This window comes from Myxococcus sp. MISCRS1, from assembly GCF_026626605.1.
GTDB classification, from domain to species: Bacteria; Myxococcota; Myxococcia; order Myxococcales; family Myxococcaceae; genus Myxococcus; species Myxococcus fulvus.
Genome location: NZ_JAPNKB010000001.1, coordinates 2,460,351 through 2,481,971, shown reverse-complemented (window position 1 = coordinate 2,481,971; position 21,621 = coordinate 2,460,351). Strand labels below are relative to the sequence as shown.

22 protein-coding genes are annotated in these 21,621 nt (G+C 67.4%); 16 read left to right on the top strand and 6 right to left on the bottom strand.

All coding sequences use genetic code 11. The annotated features are described in order from the left end of the window. Positions 1-173: 173 nt before the first annotated feature. Together OWM54_RS09495 and OWM54_RS09490 are read right to left on the bottom strand one after the other, a co-directional pair. Positions 174-1,553 carry a hypothetical protein gene (locus OWM54_RS09495; RefSeq protein ID WP_267697258.1) on the bottom strand — a complete coding sequence of 460 codons (1,380 nt, stop codon included), beginning with the start codon at positions 1,551-1,553 and terminating at the stop codon, positions 174-176. Positions 1,554-1,794: 241 nt separating this feature from the next. Continuing rightward, a complete protein-coding gene (locus OWM54_RS09490; protein ID WP_267697257.1) occupies positions 1,795-2,007 on the bottom strand; it encodes a hypothetical protein in 213 nt (70 codons plus the stop codon). A gap of 55 nt (positions 2,008-2,062) precedes the next feature. Between OWM54_RS09490 and OWM54_RS09485 the strand changes: the two genes are divergently transcribed. Beyond that, positions 2,063-3,487: a WD40 repeat domain-containing protein gene (locus OWM54_RS09485; RefSeq protein WP_267697256.1), complete on the top strand. Its 1,425-nt coding sequence runs from the start codon at positions 2,063-2,065 to the stop codon at positions 3,485-3,487. Between the two features lie 106 nt (positions 3,488-3,593). Beyond that, entirely contained in the window at positions 3,594-4,148 is a 555-nt protein-coding gene (locus tag OWM54_RS09480) for a dihydrofolate reductase family protein (RefSeq protein ID WP_046712093.1), read from the top strand. A 32-nt stretch (positions 4,149-4,180) separates the two neighbouring features. Here the strand turns inward: OWM54_RS09480 and OWM54_RS09475 are convergent, their stop codons facing one another. Then, the gene (locus tag OWM54_RS09475) at positions 4,181-4,921 is read right to left on the bottom strand and encodes an SDR family NAD(P)-dependent oxidoreductase (protein WP_267697255.1); all 741 of its coding nucleotides are present in this window, start codon (positions 4,919-4,921) and stop codon (positions 4,181-4,183) included. 216 nt (positions 4,922-5,137) lie between these two features. On the opposite strand from OWM54_RS09475, the gene OWM54_RS09470 reads away from it, so the two are divergent. The 7 genes from OWM54_RS09470 to OWM54_RS09440 all read left to right on the top strand — a co-directional run bounded on the left by OWM54_RS09470 (position 5,138) and on the right by OWM54_RS09440 (position 10,575). Then, positions 5,138-5,533 carry a winged helix-turn-helix transcriptional regulator gene (locus tag OWM54_RS09470; RefSeq protein WP_223750525.1) on the top strand — a complete coding sequence of 132 codons (396 nt, stop codon included), beginning with the start codon at positions 5,138-5,140 and terminating at the stop codon, positions 5,531-5,533. Between the two features lie 177 nt (positions 5,534-5,710). Then, positions 5,711-6,046 carry a putative quinol monooxygenase gene (locus OWM54_RS09465; RefSeq protein WP_267697254.1) on the top strand — a complete coding sequence of 112 codons (336 nt, stop codon included), beginning with the start codon at positions 5,711-5,713 and terminating at the stop codon, positions 6,044-6,046. Between the two features lie 723 nt (positions 6,047-6,769). Further along, a complete protein-coding gene (locus tag OWM54_RS09460; RefSeq protein ID WP_267697253.1) occupies positions 6,770-7,804 on the top strand; it encodes a DUF6345 domain-containing protein in 1,035 nt (344 codons plus the stop codon). 83 nt (positions 7,805-7,887) lie between these two features. Beyond that, positions 7,888-8,718, top strand: coding sequence for a hypothetical protein (locus OWM54_RS09455; protein ID WP_267697252.1), 831 nt, complete (start codon positions 7,888-7,890; stop codon positions 8,716-8,718). 335 nt (positions 8,719-9,053) lie between these two features. After that, complete coding sequence (locus OWM54_RS09450) at positions 9,054-9,425, top strand: hypothetical protein (RefSeq protein WP_267697251.1); 372 nt, start codon at positions 9,054-9,056, stop codon at positions 9,423-9,425. A 74-nt stretch (positions 9,426-9,499) separates the two neighbouring features. Further along, the gene (locus tag OWM54_RS09445; RefSeq protein ID WP_267697250.1) at positions 9,500-10,057 is read left to right on the top strand and encodes a hypothetical protein; all 558 of its coding nucleotides are present in this window, start codon (positions 9,500-9,502) and stop codon (positions 10,055-10,057) included. After that, complete coding sequence (locus OWM54_RS09440) at positions 10,054-10,575, top strand: hypothetical protein (protein ID WP_267697249.1); 522 nt, start codon at positions 10,054-10,056, stop codon at positions 10,573-10,575. Before OWM54_RS09445 ends, OWM54_RS09440 begins: the two co-directional genes overlap by 4 nt. Positions 10,576-10,850: 275 nt before the next feature. Here the strand turns inward: OWM54_RS09440 and OWM54_RS09435 are convergent, their stop codons facing one another. After that, complete coding sequence (locus OWM54_RS09435; protein ID WP_267697248.1) at positions 10,851-11,987, bottom strand: serine hydrolase domain-containing protein; 1,137 nt, start codon at positions 11,985-11,987, stop codon at positions 10,851-10,853. Between the two features lie 266 nt (positions 11,988-12,253). On the opposite strand from OWM54_RS09435, the gene OWM54_RS09430 reads away from it, so the two are divergent. Then, complete coding sequence (locus OWM54_RS09430) at positions 12,254-13,099, top strand: helix-turn-helix transcriptional regulator (protein ID WP_267697247.1); 846 nt, start codon at positions 12,254-12,256, stop codon at positions 13,097-13,099. 114 nt (positions 13,100-13,213) lie between these two features. Next, positions 13,214-14,398 carry a hypothetical protein gene (locus OWM54_RS09425; RefSeq protein WP_267697246.1) on the top strand — a complete coding sequence of 395 codons (1,185 nt, stop codon included), beginning with the start codon at positions 13,214-13,216 and terminating at the stop codon, positions 14,396-14,398. Positions 14,399-14,467: 69 nt separating this feature from the next. Here the strand turns inward: OWM54_RS09425 and OWM54_RS09420 are convergent, their stop codons facing one another. Both OWM54_RS09420 and OWM54_RS09415 read right to left on the bottom strand, forming a co-directional pair. Then, complete coding sequence (locus tag OWM54_RS09420) at positions 14,468-15,244, bottom strand: alpha/beta hydrolase-fold protein (RefSeq protein ID WP_267697245.1); 777 nt, start codon at positions 15,242-15,244, stop codon at positions 14,468-14,470. Positions 15,245-15,587: 343 nt separating this feature from the next. After that, on the bottom strand, positions 15,588-16,490 hold the full coding sequence (locus tag OWM54_RS09415; protein WP_267697244.1) for a LysR family transcriptional regulator: 903 nt from the start codon (positions 16,488-16,490) through the stop codon (positions 15,588-15,590). Between the two features lie 86 nt (positions 16,491-16,576). Between OWM54_RS09415 and OWM54_RS09410 the strand changes: the two genes are divergently transcribed. The 5 genes from OWM54_RS09410 to OWM54_RS09390 all read left to right on the top strand — a co-directional run bounded on the left by OWM54_RS09410 (position 16,577) and on the right by OWM54_RS09390 (position 21,527). Then, complete coding sequence (locus tag OWM54_RS09410; protein WP_223785975.1) at positions 16,577-16,882, top strand: nuclear transport factor 2 family protein; 306 nt, start codon at positions 16,577-16,579, stop codon at positions 16,880-16,882. Beyond that, positions 16,879-17,670: an SDR family oxidoreductase gene (locus OWM54_RS09405; RefSeq protein WP_248546929.1), complete on the top strand. Its 792-nt coding sequence runs from the start codon at positions 16,879-16,881 to the stop codon at positions 17,668-17,670. The genes OWM54_RS09410 and OWM54_RS09405 overlap by 4 nt, the downstream gene beginning before the upstream one ends. 657 nt (positions 17,671-18,327) lie before the next feature. Then, positions 18,328-19,155 (top strand): hypothetical protein, encoded by an 828-nt coding sequence (locus tag OWM54_RS09400; protein ID WP_267697243.1) that lies wholly within the window; start codon positions 18,328-18,330, stop codon positions 19,153-19,155. 59 nt (positions 19,156-19,214) lie between these two features. Further along, positions 19,215-19,841, top strand: coding sequence for a hypothetical protein (locus OWM54_RS09395; protein ID WP_267697242.1), 627 nt, complete (start codon positions 19,215-19,217; stop codon positions 19,839-19,841). Between the two features lie 207 nt (positions 19,842-20,048). Further along, the gene (locus OWM54_RS09390; RefSeq protein ID WP_267697241.1) at positions 20,049-21,527 is read left to right on the top strand and encodes a TIGR02996 domain-containing protein; all 1,479 of its coding nucleotides are present in this window, start codon (positions 20,049-20,051) and stop codon (positions 21,525-21,527) included. Positions 21,528-21,621 lie beyond the last annotated feature (94 nt).

Genomic DNA, 21,621 nt, shown 5'->3' with positions numbered 1-21,621 from the left:
GTCCTGTCAATGTAGCCGCGACGCGCACGCATCGGTCGGATGGCCCGGTGACACGGATACTGAAAAACTCGTGTCACGCATGCACGCGCGTTTCATCTTCCATGCGGGCCTCGGGCGAAAGTGTGGAGGAGGCGCCACAGGCGTGGGGGACAGACCCCCTCAATGCGCGGGTGCTACAGTCTGACGTACAGGCCGAGCTGGCCGCTGAAGTACAGGTCCTTGGCGCCGCCGGCGAAGACCGGGGTGCCCTCCGCGGCGCCGGCGGTGAAGGAGTAGCTGCGCACCTCTCCGCCCACGCGCAGACCGAGGACGCGCGTCAGGGCGAACTCCACGGCGAGCTCGCCATCGATGCCGGAGCCGCTCAGCTCGGGGAGGTAGTCGTCCGAGGACAGCTCGCCGCCGCTCAGCACGTGCTGGTAGCCCACGCGCGCGGCGATGGCCCAGCGCTCGTTGAGCGCCTTGCGCAGGCCCAGCTCCACGTGCGCGAAGCGGTAGTCCACGTCGGGCAGGGCGAAGGTGCTCTCCGGCGGGAGCTCCACCGCGAAGGAGTGGGTGCCGTACAGCGCGCCCACGGAGAGCTCCAGCCACCGCAGCGGCAGCCGGAAGCGCAGGCCGCCCTCGATGAGCTGCGCGGTGGTGGGGTGACTGGAGCCATCCGGGAGCCGCGTGGACAGCCCGAAGGAGCGTGAGCCCCGCGCGACGAGCCCCAGGTTGTGCACCATCCCATCCGTGAAGTGGGAGAGGGGGAAGTAGCTCACCGCGAGGCTCGCCGCCGCGGCGCTGTTGAGGCTGTAGTCGGGCAGCTGGCTGGCGTTGCTGCCGGAGAAGTTGAAGCGACGGAAGAGGCCCTGGCCGGAGAGCAGCGCCTCCAGGGTGGGGCCGTCCAGGTCACGAGGGCCGGCGGCCTTGGGCTCGGGCTGCGCGGGCGGCTCCTCCTTCTTCGTCACCGTGGGCGGAGGAGGCTTCACGACCGCCTGGCGAGGTGCCTCCGCGATGGGGGCCGCGGGCGCGACCTCCGGCTCGGAGACGACAGGCGTCGGAGGCGTGACGGCGGTGGGCGGGAGGCTCTGCGGCGGGCCTTCCTTCAGGGCCGCGCCCAGCTTGGGCTCGAGCTCGCGCCGCACGTCGGGGAAGGCGCGGTTCGTGCGGACGTCCCACGCTTCCTCCGCGATGAGGGAGCCGTCCTGGCCGGAGTAGGCGCGGACCTGCACGTCCCAGCGCTTCGTGCCCTTCACCGAGGAGAGGATGAGGATGTCCGCGCCGAGCTTCTTCGCCAGCGCCTGCCGCTGCTCCTCCGTCTTCGGACCCCCGCGGAGGAGCTTCACCTGGGCATCCACCTTCTTCGCGGGCAGCACCACGCGCCCGCGGCCCTTCTTGCCCAGCTCCGCGGCCAGCACCTTGCGCAGCGCGTCCGCCTGGCGGCCCTCGGGGCGCAGCACCGCCACCGTGGTCTTCGGCTGGGCAGGAGCCTTCTTCGCCTGCGCGGCCTCGGCCGGGTGGTACGACACGGCCAGCGCCAGCATCAGCACCACCCATCCCGCGACGCGGCTCACGGGGCCACCTCCTGGGAGCGGACAGACGAGGTGGAAGCGGCGGGGAGGGCGGGGACGAAGTGACGGGAACGCATGGGGGCTCGGCTTCCAGTGTCGAGTCGGGGGCTGCTCGGCCCTAAGCAATCGAGGGGCCAACATCCCGGAGCTTATCTCGGCGGGCGCGCGTGGAACCAGATGATGATGCCGAGCGCGAAGGCGGTCTTCGCGGACTCACGCGAAGGGATGTCCCTCGAGCGTCGAATCAGGATGCGCTCGGCTTGTCGTGCTTCGCATCCTCGTCCGTGCGGTTCTGCTGCTGCTCGATGCATGCGTTCTTGCAGGCCGCTTGGATTTCGTTGGGATGGTTCCAGACGGAGTCCGCCCTGCGTCCGCGGTCGGGGGCGACGAAGCGCTCGAGGCGGATGCGCTTGACCTTCCCCAGGACGTGGAGCTTGTTCTTGTCGTGGCCCCCCACGACGGGCGGAGAGCCCTCCCACGGGGTACGAGGAGAGGGCGGAGGCAGGCACGCCGTGAAGCAGGACAGACACCTTCGCAGGTCGAGCAAGAGACTCGAGGGCCACTCCACACCCATCCTCGCCGCGGACTGGCTCCCGGACTCGTCCCGGCTCGTCTCGGCGGCGGAGGGGGACTCCACGGTTCGCGTGTGGGACGTCGCGGCCGCGCGGACCGTGTCGACGCTCACGGTCGCCGAGGGGCTCAACAAGGTCCGGCTGTTCCCGACCGGTGACGTGCTGGCCGCGACCTTCGAGGACCAGGTCGCCCGGGTGTATGCGCTGGGTTCCGGCAGGATGCTGGAGAGCGCTCCCCTTGCGACGCGTCCCAGGGCGCTGGTGGTCTCCGCGGATGGCGCCGTGTACTGGGCGGGCCACGCTTCCCAGGGCGACAGGGTCTGGTCGTGGACGCCGGGCTCGACCCCGAAGCCGCTCCTGAAGGACATCCACACCTTCGAGCCCACCTGTGGCCTGGCGCTCTCCGACGACGGGACGAAGCTGTGGTGCTTCTTCGAGTGGGACCTCGTGGTGCTCGATGCGCGGACAGGGCAGGAACTCTCCCGGTTCAAGGGCGCGCGGGACGAGGCCATCGGGCCGGGCTTCGTGTTGCCGACCGGGCCTCGCGTGGTGGGCGTGAAGTCACGCCTCAACCGGGATGACGACGCGGTCCGGCCGCGCCTCTACAGGTGGGACCACGAGACCGGTGGGGCGGACTGGAGTTCGGAGATCCTGGGGTATGGGCATGGGCAGGAAACGCTGCTGGCGATGGCCCGGAGCACGCGCTGGCTCGCGGCCAGCGGCTCGGACGGAGTGACCCTCGTTTCGAGTCGCAGCGGGCGGGTGCTCGGGGTGCTGTCATGCGAGGTGTCCCCGTGGGACGTCTCGTGCCTGAGTGTGTCTCCGAATGACCGCTTCGTCGCGGTGGGCACCTCGAAGGGTGAGCTGGTCGTCCACGACCTCGGCGACACGGAGCTCGAAAGTGATTTGGCGATGCCGGACATTCCCAGGCGCTCACGCAGCGGCAGTCCGCTCCTGCTGCGGCTGCAGAAGCGGCCCGGACTGTGGCTCCGGGTGCATGCGAATGGCGACCTGGAAACGGCTGAAGGCGATGCCCGCACGGACTCGGTCATCATGCCCCTGGGCGCTCAGGCAGGAGGTGCGGCCGCCCACCCGTCCTTCCTCGCATGGGAGCTCAGCAGGCGCCTCTGGTCGTACGACCTCACCCAGCCTTTGCCCTCGAAGAGGGCCCATGCCGTGCAGGTCTTCAACGGAACCGACCTGGTCGTCGAGGGCTGTATCGGCATCGAGGGCTCCGAGCGCGACCTCGGCTTCGACAGTGAGCCCGACAGTGTCGGGGAGCGGGTCGAAGGAGCGCTCAGCGCGCGGAGCATCCTCGATGGCCTCAAGGGCCTGTTGTCGTCGCGGCCGGGCGGCGGGGATTGATGCATGTCGCGACCTCGGGTGGCGGTGGGGCCCGCCGGAGATGGGGCATTGCGTCGATGGCGAGGTGTGCTGCGCACGGGGGGCGCTTCTCGTAGAGTCCCGCGCCATGGGCCTCCTCACCTTCGGTCTCAATGTGACGCTGGACGGGTGCATCGACCACACCCAGGGAATCGCGGACGACGAGCTGCACGACTATTGGAGGGAGCGCATGGAGCAGAGCGGGGCGATGCTCTTCGGGCGCAACACCTACGAGCTGATGGAGGGCGCCTGGCCCGCGGTGGCGCGCGACGAGAATGCGCCGCGCGCGATGCGCGAGTGGGCGCAGAAGCTCGAGGCGAAGGTGAAGTACGTCGTGTCGAACTCGCGGAGCGACTTCCCGTGGCAGAACACGGTCAGGGTGGAGGGTGAACTTCGCGAGGCCATCTCGGCGCTGAAGGCGAAGACCGAGCAGGGTGTCCTGGTCGGAGCGCCCAAGCTCGCGGCGTCGCTCGAGGAGTGGGGGCTCATCGACGAGTACCGCATCGTCGTTCATCCCATCATCAGCGGCCACGGGCCGACGTTGTTTCAGGGCCTGTCGAGTCCGCGGCAGCTCGAACTCCTCTCGACGCAGCGGTTCAAGTCCGGCGCGCAGGCGCTCCACTTCCGCCGCAAAGCGGGCTGAGCGCGGTATCGCCATCGGGGGGAGGCGGCTGGCTAGACCGCCATGATGCCTCCATCCACGAAGAACTCGACGCCCGCGACGAAGCTGCTCTCGTGGGCTGCGAGGAACAACACCGCGTTCGCGACGTCCTCCGCCTGACCGATCCGCCCGAGCGGCGTCATCTGCTTCAGCACGTCCTCGAACCCCGCGTTGTTCTGGAGGTACGTCTGCATCGCGGGCGTTTCAATCATCCCCGGTGAAATCACATTGACGCGAATGCCTCGGCTCTTCAGGTCCGTCGTCCAGGTTCGAGCGAGTGAGCGAATCGCGGCCTTGGTCGCGTTGTAGACCGAGAGCCCGGGGAACCCTTTGCTGCCGCTGGCCGAGCCCGCGAGGATGACCGTACCTCCGCGGGTCATGAGCGGCAGCGCCTTCTGCACGCTGAAGACCATGCCCTTCACGTTCGTGCCGAACACGCGGTCGAAGTGCGCCTCGTCAATCTCACCCAGCGCCGACGTTTCGGAGATACCCGCGTTGGCGAACACGACATCGACCCTCCCGTGGTCGCGCTGGATGCGCGCGTAGAGGCGGTCGAGGTCGGAGAGCGTGCCAACGTCTCCCTGGATGCCGACGGTGGCGCCGCCAATCTCGCGCACCGCCGCGTCGAGCCTCTCCTGCCTGCGCCCGGTGACGTAGACGTTGGCGCCCTCGGCGGCAAAGGCCTTGGCCGTCGCGAGCCCGATACCCTCACTTGCACCGGTGATGACCACGACCTTGTCCTTGAAACGATTCATACGTTTTTCTCTCCTGCATGGGCAGTTCATGTCGTGACGAGTCGCTGGCCAGGGATTGCTGTCCGGCCAGCGTCACGCTTCCTTCGCTCGAACGGACTGCTCGCCTGAGCGGCCGCAGACCCAGCGCCGCTCGCTGGGGCCAGAGGCGAAGTCGTCACGTCACGAAGGTATATGTTGCATACCTAGGGTCAAGAGCGTACCTGGAGCATCCTTGGTATGCCGAGAGATACTGAAGACGAGCCCATCTACCGAGCTGACTGTCCCACCCGCACCATCCTCGACCAGATTGGCGACAAGTGGTCGATGATGGTGCTTGCCGTGCTGCGGGCCTCGCCGAAGCGGTTCAATGGCATCAAGCGACAGCTCGAGGGCATCACCCAGCGCGTGCTGACGCAGACGCTGCGAAAGCTTGAACGCAATGGGATGGTTGTCCGACGCGTCATCGGCGGCTCACCGCCGGGCGTCGAGTACTCCATCACCCCTCTTGGCAGGTCGCTCCAGGAGCCGTTCGCGGCCCTGTACGATTGGACCCTCGAGCACATCGACACGATCCACAAGCACCAGGAGTCCTACGACCGCGATGCGCAGACCACGACCCGCCGTCCCGACTGAGCCCGCGTCACGGTTCGGCGTGCCCGGAGGGGAAGCGCGAGGAGTACCTGCTTGGGCGTGCCGCATCTCGCGCTCGCACATGACCCGGTTCCACCCTGCGTTCGTTGACGACTTCGAGCCGGTCGGATGGTACGACGAGCGCCATCCCTCGAACCGCAGCCTGTGCAGGAGCGTCGAATGAGCCTTCTGGTGATTTGTGAGTTCAAGACACGGACCGGAGGGGAGACGGAGTTCCTCCGAGCGGCGCGGGCATTGGCCGCCGTCGCCGCGACCGAGCCGGGGACGCTGCGCTACCAGTGGTTCACCACGCAGAAGCCCGGTCACTATTCGATCATCGAGGAGTACGTGGACGCTGACGCGGCCGAAACGCATAACAACCACGTGGGCGCGCTGCTCCGGGAACTCTTCGCGGTGTCAGACCTGGTGTCGATATCGTTCTTCGGGGAGCTCAACGCGTACTTGCGCGAGTGGGCGACCGGGCGCGAGGGTGTCGCGGTCAACGTCGCGTTGTGACGTCGCTGGGGGCCGGCCTGCTCCGCTGCGGCCCGGATGAAGTCGACGAACCCTCGGAGCGGCGCTCCTCCACGACAGGCCGTTCTCGGCGCCGTCGACGAGGTCCAGGGGCGCTGCGTGAGGGGCTGGACCACGCGCTCCTCTTGGGGGGTGCGGGGCTCCCAGCGACGGAGCACTCGAGCAACGGATGCCCGTCATTGCCTGTCCCCAGTCGCGGGGCGGATGCGGGCGAAGCTGCGCTCGTAGGGCAGGGCTTCTGTGAAAGAGCAGACACCCGCGCTCCCTGAGGCACGATACCTGTTTATCGAGTCCGAATGTTAGTGTTTGGACCTGCTTGTCTATCGGTCTTGGGATTTCCGGCCCGTCCACGACTCCAGACAAATGCTTGCGGGCGGGGGCCCTCGTTGTCGCGACGCTCGTGTGTCTGGGATGCACGCGTGACAAGGAGGCCAGGCCGGAGCCCCTCGAGACGGCTCCGGCGCGAACGATGTGTGTGATCTCCAGCCCGAAGGGGCCGTGGGACCACTACCAGTTGCGTGATTTGCCGCACGGCCCGTGCTCGACCCGGGCCGCGTGCACGGTGTGGACGAAGGATTCTTGTCCGGGGACGGCCTCTCCCGGTCCGGCGATCCGGTGGACGTGTGTCTGTGATGGCGGGACATGGCGCTGTGACGAGCAGGAGAGAACCAAGACCGCCTGTATCAACCCAAGAGGAGGATGACCATGAGGTTGCCGAGAACCACCGTCGGACGATTCATTGTTGCCGCTACCCTGTGCCTCAGTCTCTTTTCCGCCCACGCGCAGACGGGGATCACCATCGAGGCGGTCAATCGATACTCGTGCGGAACACTCTTCAACAACATCGCGAACGTCGACAACTTTCGCAACCGGATGCTGTCGATACCGGGTTACACGGCCGGCCTCCGGTACACGGATGGCCTGGTATGGCCCACCGACTTCACCGACCCACAACGCGTGAGCGGAGGGTCCGACACCCTCTACTTCGACCGTTCCGGTGACGCCATCTCCTATTTCAGCGGGCACGGCACCTGCGACGATCACAGCAACACCCCTTGCACCTCGAGAGCGTCCTGCCCGGATGTCGCGGGGACCGACAAGCGTTGCCTGCGGTTCTCCGAGAATCCGCTGGCCGGGCGCTGTGTGTATTCGCGCCCGCGGAGCATCGTCGTCGACCGGACTGGTAGCGCCTGCCAGTCCGTCAACTACTCCAGCGGCCCGGTGGCCTGGGGCGAGAGCCCCACGGCGGGTGGATGGGCCGGCGCCGGCACGAATGGAGGAATCAACCTCGTCGTCATCGACAACAGTTGTGGCATCACGCCGGACCTGTTCTTCCCCAATGTGCTGGGGTCCTTCGCGGGAGTCTCCACGGTTGCGCTCATCATGCCGACGCGCGTGGGAGACGACACCGCCGACGTGGCCAATCGCGGCCAGTCCTTCGCCGACCGCTACGTCGCGAATCCCAACTCGGCTGTCGCCCCGTCCTGGGCCGAATCCATCAACTCGGTGACGGGCGGGACCAGCTGTGCGTTTGGTGGAGGCGGCCACGGCATCGTCGGCTGCGGCGCCAACATCGCCCTCTCCGTTGAAATCAACCAGGCACGGGCGGAATGGGCGAACCGGACCGAGAACTGGGGACAGCTCCGGGACCCCGGGAACGACAGCTTCGGAAACCAATGGATGGCTTGGATCTTCACCTGCAATTACGACTGCAACAGCCACCCCTTCATTCTCCCGTAGCGAGGTCTGCCATGAATCCGCGAACGATGAGTCTTGGTTTGTTCCTGGTCCTGGCTGCCTGTTCCTCGGAGCAGGAGCCGTCCTTGGCGAAGCAACCGCAGTCGGTGACGCCAACGGTCAACGAGGAGGGCGCAGGCTATCAGCACGCGCTCGCGAGGTCCCGCTTCGACGCGGGAGCCGGTGTGCGGCGTGAGGCCGGAGGCAGCTACGAGCGGGTTGTCGGAGGCAGGGGCGTCTTCTTCGTCGACACGGTCACCCGCGCGACGATGGTCGTTCCGACGTTCGGGGCCCCGGGGCTCCCGAAGGGGACCCTGGGCGTCGAGTACCCCCGGCCGCTGAGCGAGAACCCGGCGGAGCACTCGGCGGTGGTCAAGGCGTACTTCCTGGAGGCGGGAGTCCCGGTGGCCCAGGTGAGTGGCACCCACGTGACGACCACGATGGCGGGGAGCGGTCCGGTGAGCGGCGGCGTGTCGCCAGCCCAATCAAAGCTCCTCTGGTACACGACCCATCTGGAGCGCTCGGTGGGAGGCATCCCGGTGGAGGGCTCCTTCGCCTATGCCGCGCTGGACAATGCGCGCCGGGTGATCAGCGAGGGCGTCTACTGGCCGGATATTCCCGTGGACGTGGTGCGGGGAGCCCAGGCGCTCCAACGCCGATTGGCCTCGCCGAACGACCGCGCCGAATTCCTGGCGCGCGTGGGGGCCGGCGAAGCTGGCGTGCGAGAGGCTGCGGGTGAGGTCAAGATCGTCCACACCTCGGCCGGGTACCACGGTGGTTTCGAGGTGAAGGCGGTGTACTCCGTGGTGGTGCGTGGCCCGAACGGGGGGAAGTTCCGCATCCTCCGATTCGACGACACGGGCGCCGCTGTGACGATGTCCGAAGAGCGGGCGACGACCACCGATTCGCTGAAGTGACGAGGCAAAGGCCGCGAGCCGTGAGGTGCCACGAGTGAAGATGCTCGTGGTGCTCGGCCTGTGGGGCTTCGAGGTACGGCTCGCCGCGGGGGAGCCACCTGTTCCCAGCAGGCGTCGGGGCGGGTTCGGGGACCATGCCCCTTCTGTCCAACCCTGACTTTCGTCAGGTGCTGTCAGGGCATCCTCGCGGAGCAGGGCCTCGAGAAGGCCGTGGCGCGCTCACTCGCACTGACGCACAGCTGCTCGGGACGCAGCGGCTGAGGTTGGGGTGGCACGGGTCGGAAAGAAGTGCATCGGAGTGTCGGGAAGCGGTCTCGCTCGCATATGCTTGCTTGATGGGCCTCTTCAAGCGCCTCTTCGGTCGCGTGGGCAGGCCGGCAGCCTCCTCGCCCGAGGCTGTGCGCGACCTCCTCTTCGAGGCTGTGCAATCACAGGATGACGCCGCGCTCATCCGGCTCTGTGCCGAGCACGAAGCCCTGGTCCTCGAGCACTTCCCAGCGTGGTTGACGGTTCCCGAGAGCGTCCGCAAGGAGCCCACACAGCTCCAGCGCTATGGCCAGGGGCTCATCGGCATCGCTCAGTGCCTCGCGCAGACGCGGAACCGGCCCGAACTGCTCCAGCGGATGATGGGGGCTGCCGCCGACAACCTGGCTGGAACAGAGCGTTCGTTTGCGACATCTTCCCGGCAGGTACGTTCGATGTCGTGAGGACGTGACCCCGGGCGAGTCGGGAGCGATGCCTCTGGGCGTTCCGGGGCTGGATACATCACAAGGAAGCGTTGATGAGCGTCAGTCGCAGCTGGCTCGCAGCGAAGGGAATCTCCACCCGAAAACTGCTCGAGGAACTGGGGTTGTCGTTGAGTGGTATGTCCTGGGAACTCGACACCCAGGAGGCCGGCATCACCGCCGCGCGACTCGATTCCGGGTGGTTCATCATCTACTTCCGGAACCACCCTTACCAGGTCTCGGACGAGGAGATACTGGCGGAGGCCTCCTCCCATGCGGAACTCATCGTGAGCTGCTTCGTCGAAGAGCACACGATGTACTCGCAGGCTTGGGGCTTCTCCGGAGGCGAGCAGCGCTGGACCCTCTGGCACGACCCTTCCGAAGGTCGTGAGCACCTCGAGGTGGACGGTACTCCCCCGGAGTGCCTCCCGGCCATTCTCCGGGCGAACCTTGAGAAGCTCCAGGCCTACCATCGCCAGAACTCGTTCGATGTGGACACGGTCTTCTCCGTCCCCATCGAGGTCTGCGAGGCCCTCTCGGGCTTCAGCTACAACATGATCCCTGAGCTTATCGATCCATGCCTCACCCTCTTTCCCACGAGGAGGAAGTCATGACGGAGAGCCCTGGCTGGATCGCCGCGAAGCGCATCCACCCTCGGGAGTTGATGAAGAAGCTGCGGGTGGGCCCGGGGCGCGCGGACTGGGAGGCCATTGACGCATTTGACATCTCATGCGCGAGGCTCCCATCCGGGTGGTACCTCGTCATCATCGTGCATGACGTGGTATTCCCTGCGAACGAGGAATGGTTCGCCGAGCTCTCCTCCGAGGGTGACGTCGTGAGATTCCTTGTCTCGGCTGAGGGGGGCTTTCCCCTGGCCCAGGGATTCCATGCGGGCACGAAGCGCTGGGAGCTCCGGCCTGACTCCGACGAAGATGTCCGGGTCAGTGGAACACCGCCGGAGTGCTTCGCGGCCATCCGCCAGAATCGACTCGCCGCCCAGCCCCCCGACGATGATTCCAACCCCATCAGTTTCGAGATCCTCGTCGATGTCTGTGAGTCCCTCACGGGGTTCCGTTACGACAGGCTCGAAACGCTCACCGAGCCGTTCATTCATCACAACATCAACTACTGAGTGCACGCGACATCGGGCACGGTGAAGGCCAGTGGTAACCGTCCGGCGAGCGACGTGGCGGGAGACATTGTCGGGCTGTGTTGGCTGTGGGCTTGGCCACGCGCTTCATGCTCTCCGACGACTTGTCGAACGGAGAGACGTCTGCGGGGGCTCGACGCGCACTCCCCCTGTTGTTCGCCGTGCTAAGTAGGTCGCCAAATGTTCCTGAGCGAATCCGAGGCGGAGCGGGAACGGGCAAGGTCCCTGCATTTGTCTCGGAACTTGTGGCGACCTACTTAGCGACCCTGCATGGATTCGACCCTGTCGAAGAGGGGCGCCAGCGCGCGTTCCATGGCGTTGGCGGTCGTATCTCCGCTCTGGTTGGTGATGATGAACACCCCCAGCTGATACTTCGGCACGAGGTAGAGATAGCATTGCGCGCGAGGCACGCCGCCATGATGCACGTAGTGGGTGCCCAACTGGCTGCTCTGGCCGATGTTCCAGAAATAGCCGATGCTGAAGTCCTCCGCGAAGCGCACCAGCGGCTTGTGTGACTCCGTCACCGCGGGAAGGTTGCTCAGCTGCAAGCGCAGGTACTTGACCATCTCCGGCATCGTCGCCTTCAAGGCCCCCGCCGCGCCCCAGGGCAGCTGCGGCATCGGCGTGGTGCCGACCGGGTTGTCGCTGTGGTAGCCAGGCGCCAGACGGCGGGCGTCCTGGGCCCGGAGGCTCAGCCACGTGTCGTGCATACCGGCTTCCCGCGCCAGGAACTCCGCGAGCAACGACTCGTAGGGCGCCCCGTAGATCTTCTCGAGGGTGTGCGCGACCAGCTCGGTGCCGGCGCTCGAGTAGGCATAGTCCTTTCCGAGCGGGCCCTCGATGCTGACGGTGTGCAGGTCCTGCCAGAACCGCGGCTGCCCGTAGTCCGCATAGGCGGCATTGAGCTTTGCCGGGGTGGCATGCGCGGTGAAGTCCCGCAATACGTCATTCACTTGCAGTGGCAGCATCCCCGGCATGCCGCTGGTGTGGGTGACCAGATGGCGCAGACGGATGGGCTCGCCGTCTGACTGCAGGTTCGGATAGGCGGACGGCAGATACTTTTGTATCGGGTCGTCGAGGGTCGCCTTGCCTTCGAGGACAGCGTTCGCCAGCAGCAGGCCGGCGAAGGTCTTGCTCACCGAGCCGATCTCATAGAGGGTTGAATCATCGGGCGGATTGGACTTGCCGGTCTCCAGCTCACCCCGATGCAGGATGAACTCCTCGCCGCGATAGACCACCGCGATCGACGTTGCGTGCAGCAGTCGTGACTGCAGCAGGGTCGTCGCGGCCTGGTTCATTGCCGTGGGGATATCGCGGGCGGGTGCAGGGCCCGTCGTCTTGCAAGCGGCCAGCACCCACATCATTCCAGCAATGGCTACGGAGAGTTTGTTCATCAGGCGCATCGTCAAGAGGGGGTGGGCACTCTCGCATGCCCCCCGGGGTGGAGCCAGCTGGCCGGGGGGAGGGGACTTGAACGAGCCGCTGGGCAAGCGGGGACACGGACCGCCGGCCGGGCCCACGTCCGCGGCCTCTCATGGCGTTGTCGGGCCTGCCGCACCAGGTTGTCGCCCGAAAGCAGGTTCGCGCGGCGCGCTGGAACTGGGCTCCTGGAGGAAGCCTGGCGATTGCAATCGACTCGCGGGCTGTACATAGGGACTTCGTGTCCTCCGCACCCGTCCTTGGATTTGGTCGCTATCTCGGCACACCGCTCCAGCGCCTGGAGGTGGCAGGGCTCGTCCTGACGGAGAGCACCTATGCTCCCGACGTCGTCCTTCCCCTCCACCGGCACCGTCACGCGGGCTTCCGGCTCACGCTGGAAGGCGGCTTCACCGACGTGTTGGAAGGACGTGCCCGGGAATGTCCTCCCAGGTCGGTGGCCTTCCAGGAACCCGAGGTCGCCCACGAGCAGCGCATCGCCGGTCGACTCACCCGCACCTTCAACGTCGACTTCTCCGAGTCGGTCTGGCGGTCGCGCTACCCCCTCGTCTCCCGGCTGGACGGACGGAGGGAGCTGGCGTCGGCGCGACTGTTCTCGTTGACCGCGCGCCTCTACCAGGAGTTCCGCCGCGGGGATGACCTGGCGGCGCTGGCCATCGAAGGGCTGGCGCTGGAGCTGCTGGCCGAGGCCGTGCGCGCCACGATGCCCCCGAAGGCGTCGGCCCCTCCCGCGTGGCTCGTCCGCGTGCGGGAGTTGCTGGATGCGGTCCGGGGGCCGCCTCCCACGCTCGCGCAGCTGGCTCGCGAGGCGGGGGTGAGCCCCACGCAGTTGGGCCGAGGCTTCCGCCAGTTCTTCCAGTGCACTCCCGCCGACCACCTGCGCCGCTCCCGACTGGAGCGCGCCAGTCGGGCACTGCGAGAGACGGCGCGGCCCCTCAGCGTCGTCGCGCTGGAGGCGGGCTACTGCGACCAGAGTCACATGACGCGCGAATTCAGCCGCCGCCTCCACCTGACCCCGGCCGAGTACCGGCGGTTGCCCGGGGGCCGCTCGTTTCGTCCAACGAAATGAGTTCTGTCCAAGACGTCCTCGCGCGGACGGGGCAGCTTCAGCGCCATGATTCCGGACCCGCTCGCTTCCCCCGTTCCCTCCCCGGCCGCGGACTCCAGACGAGGACTGCCCGCCGTGGCCCTCGTCGCCACGCTGTGGCTGGCCTCATCCGGCTGCGCATCACGGCAGGTGGTCCCGACAGCTCCCGCGCCGGCCGTCACCCGCGTGGAGGCCGGACGCACGCACTGGGTGCTGCGTCCCTCCGAGGCCTACGACGCCCTCTGTCTGCTGAACCTGCTCCGTGGCGACGCGTTCTACACGCGGTTCTACCCCGAGGAGTTTCAGCGCTTCTCCGCCCTGCTCGAGCCCGGTGAGAAGGCCGCGCTCGCGCACCTCACCGAGCGGATGGGAAAGCAGGCCGGGAAGATGGTGGGGCCCTACCTGACGCTCGTCTTCTCCGTCACGGGCGCCACCACCGTGGAAGGCCTGGCCAGGACGGTGTCGGACGATGCCGCCTGGACGGCGATGCGCCGGGGCTTCGAGGCGACGAGCTACGCCGAGGACTCCGACTTCACCGAGATGGAGGACGTGCGCCAGGACCTGGGCGTGCTGTTCGCCTTCCTCCAGCGCATCGGCTTCTCGCGCATCTGGCGCGCGGAATACCTGCCCCAGGTCGAGCAGGCCATCGCGCGCCTCGGCGTCCAGGTGGCGCCCCATGACGTGGTGGGCTGGGACGAAGACGTCCTCGGCCGGGCGCTCCACGTGGAGGAGCTCAACGCCCACGTGCTGAAGTTCGCCAAGCCCCACGGCATCCGGGTGACGGGCTGGAACTTCCTCACCGACCTGACCTACCCGCTGAGCGTCACGGTGAAGACCGCCGTCCACGAACTGCTCCACCCGCCGTTCAAGCGCGAGGGCGCCATCGACGCGCGGTTGACGGCCCTGGAGGCGGACCCCTACTTCCAGCGACTGGTGCGCGAGCACGACCCCGCGTTCGGCTACACCACCGCCAAGGGGCTGACGGAGGAGGACTGCGCCGAGGCCATCGACGTCTTCGTCAGCGAGCGCCAGGGCCTGCTCCGCGCGAAGGATGGCAAGCCGCTCACGGGCGCGGCCTTCTTCCGCGACCACGACGATGGAATGCACGTGCTGGCCTACGTGCTCTACGAGGAACTCCGGCGCGCGGACTTCTCCCAGTGGACGACGTACGAGGACTTCCTGCTGAAGCTGTTCGACACGGGCGTGCTCGTGCCCGGGAAGCTGGAGCAGCGATTCCGTTCCTACATCGGCAGCTATCCCGTGAAGGCGTTGAAGGAATAGGCCCTCGGGCGCGCGCCGCGATGAGACAGGCGCGCAGCCGACTCATCCCGGCGGGAACTGCGCCCTGCGTCAACGATGCTGCGCGAGCAGCCAGTCCCAGAACGCGTAGTTGTCATACTGCTGGGTCCAGCAGTCGTGCGCGGTGCCGGGCAGCACGGTGAAGCGCGCGATGGCGTTCCCGGTGGCCACCACGCCGGGCTGTGACGTCCAAGCGGGGCTGCTGGCGCCCGGGAAGAGGTACGTCACTGTCTGTGACGGCGCTGGCACCTGGAGCGATTGACTCAGCCCGTAGTTCTTGGTCACGCCCGTCAACCAGGAGCGGTCGGCGGTGTACGAGAGGCTGTCCCCGTACGAATGCACCGCCCACACCGGCACGTTCTTCAGTTGGGTGATGGTGGGGCCCGGCGCGCCGATGCTGGTGGCCATGGGTGCCAGCGCGGCCAGCCGGCTGCCGTAGGTATACGCGTACCGCCAGGCTCCGTGGCCTCCGGCGCTGATGCCCGTCAGGTAGATGCGCGTCGTGTCCACGCGGTAGTTGGCCACGAGGAAGTTGATGAACGTCTCGATGTCCGCCGCCGGCCAGCTCGTCGGGGCGCGCGGCGTGAAGACCATCACCTGTCGCTGCCCGAAGTACGCCTTGCCCTGGCTCGTGAAGTGGATGTTCCTCAGCGCCCCGTGGCGGGTCACCACGCTCAGCAGGTCCGCCTCCGTCGTCGAGGTCCCGAACTCCCCCATCCCGTTCAGGTGGACGACGACCGGGTAGTTCGTGGTGGACGTCAGGTAGCCGGGCGGCAGGTACTCTCCATAGGCGAAGACCGCCCCGGTGCTCGCGGGCAGTCGGGCCACGACCTGGTCCTCGGCGGTTGGGGTGAGCCCCGCCTTGGATTCACCCCACGCCTGGGCGTCTGCCTCCTCGAAACCGCCCCCGCAGGCGACGGCGCCCATCACGAGGGTCAACGCAATCCATTGTGTCCGCAGGGTGTCCTCCCGGTCCGTGGTTGATTCACCGAGAGTCTGCGTTTTTCTGTGAAAATAGGAAAGTCGAGCTAGACGTGAGGCTGGTGCAGCTCCACTGCACGACCATCGACGCAGCGGTTCAAGTCCGGCGTGCAGGCGCTCCACCTTCGTCGCGAAGCGGGACGAGCGTGGACGGACCCGAGCGCTTCGCCAGCGGCCGCCATCGCGGCGCTCATTTGCGAGCTGCCGCGACTTCGCGGGCCAGTGCGACGAACGCCGTGTGCGCGGCCGAGGCGTTGCGCCGGCCAGGGTAGTAGAGGCAGAGCGGAGCGAGCTCCGGTGTCCAGTCCTCGAGCACGCGAACGAGGCGTCCCGCTTCGATGTCGCCGCGCACGTCCGGCTCCATGAAGAAGCCCAGTCCGATGCCCTCCAGGACCGCGATTCGCGAGAGGCTGGCCTCGTCCAGCGTGATGGGCCCCGTCACATCGATCAGGGCCGTCTGCCCCCGCTTACGGAGCTCCCACCGGAAGAGGCTGCCGTTCGGCAAGCGCACCCGGATACACCGATGACGGAAGAGGTCCGATGGGACGCGTGGCCGACCGTGCTTCTTCAGGTACGTCGGCGAAGCGACGATGGCGTGGCGTTGGGGCTCTCCCAGCGGAATGGCAATCATGTCGGTGGGCACGAGGTTCGCCATCCGCACGCCGAAGTCGAACCCCTCGGCGACGACGTCGACCAGCCGGCCTTCGGTCACGACGTCGACATGCACGTCTGGATGGCGGCGGAGGTACTCCAGCACCAGGGGCGCGAGGAGCTCACGCGCCGCGGTCGCAAAGGTGTTGATGCGCAGCATGCCGGACGGCTTTGCCTGTTGGGAGCGAGCCGCGTCCATCGCGCCGCGGATGTCCGCGAGTCCCGGAGCCACCTGTTCGACGAAGGCCCTGCCGGCGTCGGTCAGTGAGACGCTGCGCGTCGTGCGGTTGAAGAGGCGCACGCCAAGATGGGCTTCGAGCTTCGCGATCGCGCTGCTCATCGCCGTCGTCGACATCCCGAGATCGAGCGCCGCGCCGCGAAACGAGCTCCTGCGAGCGACGGCGAGGACGGCATCGAGATCATTCAGTCCGGGTTGATACATCGATAGTCCTGTGTTTCGGGATGCCGCATCCTATTTTGTCCCCATTGAGTGGGCAATCGTGCGGGCTTACTTCTTGGGTCATGACCATGCACCCATCCATTCGAGCCTATTTCGACGCGGGCAGTGCCACGCCGCTCCACGCCTTCGCGCCCGATGCCGTTGTCGAGGATGAGGGACATCGGCATGTCGGGCATGCGGCCATCGACGAATGGTGGCGTGACTCCCAGGCGAAGTATCAGGCCGTCGCGCAGCCGCTCGAGGTGAACGCGAAGGACGATGCCTGCGAGGTCCGCGCGAGAGTGACGGGCCGGTTTCCCGGCAGTCCCATCACGCTCACCTTTGCGTTCCGGATGAAGGACGAGCGGATTGTGTCTTTGAGCATCGGCGCGTGAGCCGTGATGCCCATTTCAACCCAGTGGAAGGAGATGACGTGATGAGAGGGCTAGAGGGTAAGCGTGCGCTCGTGACGGGCGGAACGAAGGGCATCGGCAAGGCGGTGGTCGCATGGCTGCGCGAGGCCGGCGCGACGGTGCTGACGACCGCGCGGGAGGGAGCGGGCGAGGGCTTCATCGCCGCCGATGTCTCCACGGCGGAGGGCTGCGCGCGCGTCGTGAAGGCCGCCGGAGCCGTGGACATCCTGGTCCACGTCGTGGGGGGAACGTCGGCGCCGGCGGGAGGCTTCTCCGTCCTCGACGACGACGCGTGGCAGAAGACGATCGACCTGAACCTGATGGCGGCGGTGCGTCTCGACCGGGCCTTGGTCCCCGGAATGCGCGAGCGCCGGACCGGCGCGGTCGTGCACGTGACGTCGATCCAGCGGCAGCTGCCGCTTCATGAAGCGACGACCGCGTACGCCTCGGCCAAGGCCGCGCTCTCGAACTACAGCAAGGCGCTCTCGAAGGAGGTCGCGCCGCAGGGCGTGCGCGTGAATCGAGTGTCACCGGGCTGGGTCGAGACCGAGGCCTCCGTCGGGTTCATGAGCGAGATCGCGGCGAAGAACGGCACCGACGAAGCGGGCGCGAGGGAGCTCGTGATGCGCTCGCTCGGCGGAATTCCTCTCGGGCGCCCCGCGCGTCCGGCCGAGGTCGCCGAGCTGATCGGGTTTCTCGTCTCGGACCGAGCGAGCGCGATCACCGGGGCGGAGTACGTCATCGACGGCGGGACGGTGCCCGTGAGCTGATGAGCTTCAGGGACTGAGATTCACCCTCGGTGTCGAGGGCAGGCTCTCACTGCTGCCTCTCGCGGCGAGGCGAGCGGAGCGTCGTAGGCTGTCTCTCTCAAATTCGGGTGCAGTTCTACCCCCTGCGCCTCCGTACTCGACTGCTCGTCTCTCCATCTTGGCGGAGTCTTCACTGACGACGCCTCGGGTTTGACGCCGTTGGCCTCGCAGGTCGCCACCAGGGTGTTGAGGTCTCCCAAGGGCTGCCTTTCTTGGCGCCGCCTCCGAGCGGTTGTCATCCAAAGGCAGTCGCGCATCCTCGACGAAGCGCATCAGCGCGGCCCTATGACGCGCGTCTTGACGCCCCCCATGACGCAGCGGCCGACTCTTGGGCCGGCACAGGAGGGCGGAAACTGGAAGTCCACGCCATGTCAGTAATTGCGGGTGCCGGCGCGGGCGCCCTGCTGTCGCGGGTTGGACGTCACCGCCTCCTCGGAGGGCTTATCCCGGCCCGGCCAACGTCTTCGGCCAGGGCCTCGGCTCGCCCCGCTCACGACAGAAGCGGAGCGTGGCGTCACTTCGGATGCGACATCCGTCCTTGGGATTCGTATCCACGCAGTAGTCTGCCATCCCGGGCCGCTCCCTGGCGGAGCCCCGCCATCACGAGGTCTGACACCCATGCCTGTGCGCGTGTGCCACATCGTCATCATCCGGGAGGGGAAGGCCGAGCTCTTTCGCTATGGCCATGATGGAAAACAGGCCCTTTCTCTCATCATCGGTGGGCCGGAATACGTCAACGCGCCGCGGATCCTCAGCACGCTGGGGTGGAGGAGGGTGGAGGTCCTCGAGGACGCGAGGTCCACCGCCTGTGTCGACTTCGATGGGAAGCTGCTCCTGCTCGGCGGGGACTTCGGCGTCGTCCGACGCGAAGGCAAGGACCTGATCTACGAGATGGACCTCGAAACCGCATTCGCCCCGTGTTGGCCGGGGTGGCGTTATGAGTTCAGGCTCGGCTTCGCCGTGGACTATCTCCTCGCGCATGCGCGCTCGCACGGACTGGTGCTCCCGGCGAACAGGCCACCCGAGGCCGAGCTGCGATTCGCTCGGAGCGTCGAGGCCGACGACCCCCTGGAGCACCTCTTGTGGGAGCGCGATTGGCGAGCCTGCGCCGCGGGCTCACCTCCACCCGTGCGTCTGTCGGACCAGCACCGCGGAGCGCTCCTCACCCGCCTCGAGTCCCTGGATGCCTCGCTCGCGGCCCTCCGCGACCATTACATCTTCGTGGGCGATGTCGTGGCCGCGACCGCCAGGGAGCTGGAGCTGCTCGGGGTCGATTTGGAGCGTCGACTGTCCTTGCTTCGTCGCTTCGAGGATGAGCTCGGACTCGACCTTTCGGGGACGATGCCCGCCTTCCTGATGAGGGGCCTCGTGGAGGCCCGCGGGTGGACACTGCCGGTCGCGCTTCCGGCGGAATGGCCGGAGTGGCGGCGTCAGGCACTGGGCTGAACTGCCTCCAGCGCGAGCACTCTTCAACGCACCTCGAAGCTCCCCCAAGGAGACGCAACGTGGGTTCTGTCAATGGCGGCGCCATCATCGATTTCGACTTCCATGCCCTCGTCGACGAGGCACTCGAGCCCGAGTCCCCACAATCCATCGACGGCACCGAGACGCCCGAGGCGCGAAAGCTCAAGGCGCTGAAGGACGCGGGAATGGTCGCGTTGAGGGCGCTCGGCATCTCTGCGCGCATCCCGCTCGACGCGCCCATCTCCTATGACGACGCGACCGTCAGCTCGTTCATGGATTATGCCGTCGGGGTGGTCGACGGGAAGACGCTCGTCCTGAACTGGATGCTCGGGGCCGACCAGCAGTTCACGGTCAAGGGCTTCAAGGAGTGCTCGCGACAGCATGGCCCCGTGCTCGTGTTCTATTACGACGACAGGACGAGCACCTATGCCTACTCCCTCTTCCGAGACGGCAAGCGGGTCCGACTCCGTGTAGGAGGGCCGAGCGTCCCCACCAGCGAGGAGGAAGACGAAGGTGAGCTCCTCCCGGGAGAGCCGATGGTGGTCGGTGAAGAGGATGAGGTCGACATCGGCACCGTCGAGGACCGGGTGGTCGAGGCGTTCCTGGGTCGGCCGCTCAATCAGTGCGACGGGCTGCTCCTGGCGCACTTCGAGGATGCGGAGGCCTGAGCTCCGGGCGCGAATCGGCGGTTTGGCGAAGGCGGGACGGACGACGCCCCGCCTGGCCGAGGAGCTGCACGTCACTGACACGACGGTGCGCACCTGGGTACGCCCGAGACTGCGACGAAGAGCACCAGAAAGTCCTGGGGTTGACGGCGTGGGAGTTGGACTGGCCTCAGCGGAAGGGGAAGGCTTCAGGCGGTATACGCTGGCGACGTGAACGAGGCCCTGCACAGCTACTTGGAGCGCGCGGTGGAGTGCTTCACGCGGCAGGAGGAGGAAGAGGCCTTCGGCGCGGTGATGGATGCGTGGCGCGAGTGTCGCGCGAGTGAGCTGGTCTTTTTCACCCGCCAATTCGAGGCGCGACTCGACTCGACGCATGCGGGGCGGGAGGGGCAGTCCGCGGAGGCGCGTCGCGCGGCGCGGGACCTGGCTCGCAGGCTGGGGGCGCAGGGGCAGCCGCGCGAGGTGGAGGCGCAGCTCGATGCCCTGCTCGACTGCCTGCCCGACCCCCGGTTCATCCCCGGGTTGCTCGCCATCGCGCGCCTGCCCTCGGCGGAGGAGCCTCAGCGGGTGTCGAGGCTGTGCGCGGCGCTCCGGCACGTGGGGCCGCCCTTCGACGTCGAGCCCCTCGAGGCACTGTCTGAGCGGATGAGGCCAGAGGCTTGGGCCTCGGCCGCGCGGCTGTCTTTCGTCATCCGCCTGGGGCGTGACTGGGTGCCGCAGGAACTCGACGCGAAGGCGCGGGAGTTGCTCGCGGCGCTGTGGGAGTCCATGCGTGCTCGCGCGGAGATGGAGTCGCGAGGCGCCAGCATCCGGGCGCAGTGGTTGCCCCGTGTTTATGCCAACCCCGAGGACGACGACGTGCGGCTGGTGATGGCGGACCAGTTGCTGGAGACGGGCGACCCCCTGGGCGAGTTCATCGTGCTCCAGTGCTCTCCCACTCCGGACGAGAAGCGCATCGACGCGTTGCTCGCGGCGCACCTCCGGAGCTGGGAGCTGCCGCTGGGTGACGCCATCGACAGTGGGGCGACCCGCTTCGAGCGGGGCTTTCCCGTGGCGGTGCGGATGGCGGAGGCGGCCACTCGGATTCTCCCCCAGCCGGGACCGGCCTGGCTCACGGTGCGAGAGATCGACTGGGCGGCGGTGGCCCGGCCGGCGGTCCAGGCGCGGTGGCTCGCGCATCCGCATCTTCGGAGCGTGACGCGGTTGCGACGGGTGGACCTGGGCTGGGCTCGGTTGTTGGGGCCGCTGCCCTCCATCAGTCGGCTGGAGCTTTGGGGGCGTGTCACGGCCCAATCGCTCGGCTCGCTCTCGCTGGGGGATGTGTTCGACAGGCTGGCCCTGTGGCCGAACCTGTCCTGGCTGGAGTTGCGCACCGAGTACGAGGATGACGTGCACCTGTGCGCGAGGTCCACGTTGGCGACGAAGCTGGAGCGCTTCGATGTCACCTGTCCGGGCGTCTGGTCGCTCACGGTGCGTCCGGGGGATGAAGTCTCCCTCGAGGTGACGTTGGTGAAAGCCCGGGCTGCCGGGTTGCTCTGGAGGCTCCTTTCCGCGGCGGAGGGCTTCGGGAAGCGGGGCCTGCGGGTGCGCTGTCATCGCGAGGTCGACGCCGCGAGCTTCCATGACCAGCGGTGGGCCTTGTCTGGCTTCTCCCACATCGAATGGGTGAGCGTGTCCGCTTTGCGCTAGAAGCGCGACGTTGGTGACCTCGGGGGCGCCGGGTGCGAGCTCCCTGCCCGGCACCGCAAGGCCGGCCATGGGGACGTGCCCCACGACCGGCCTT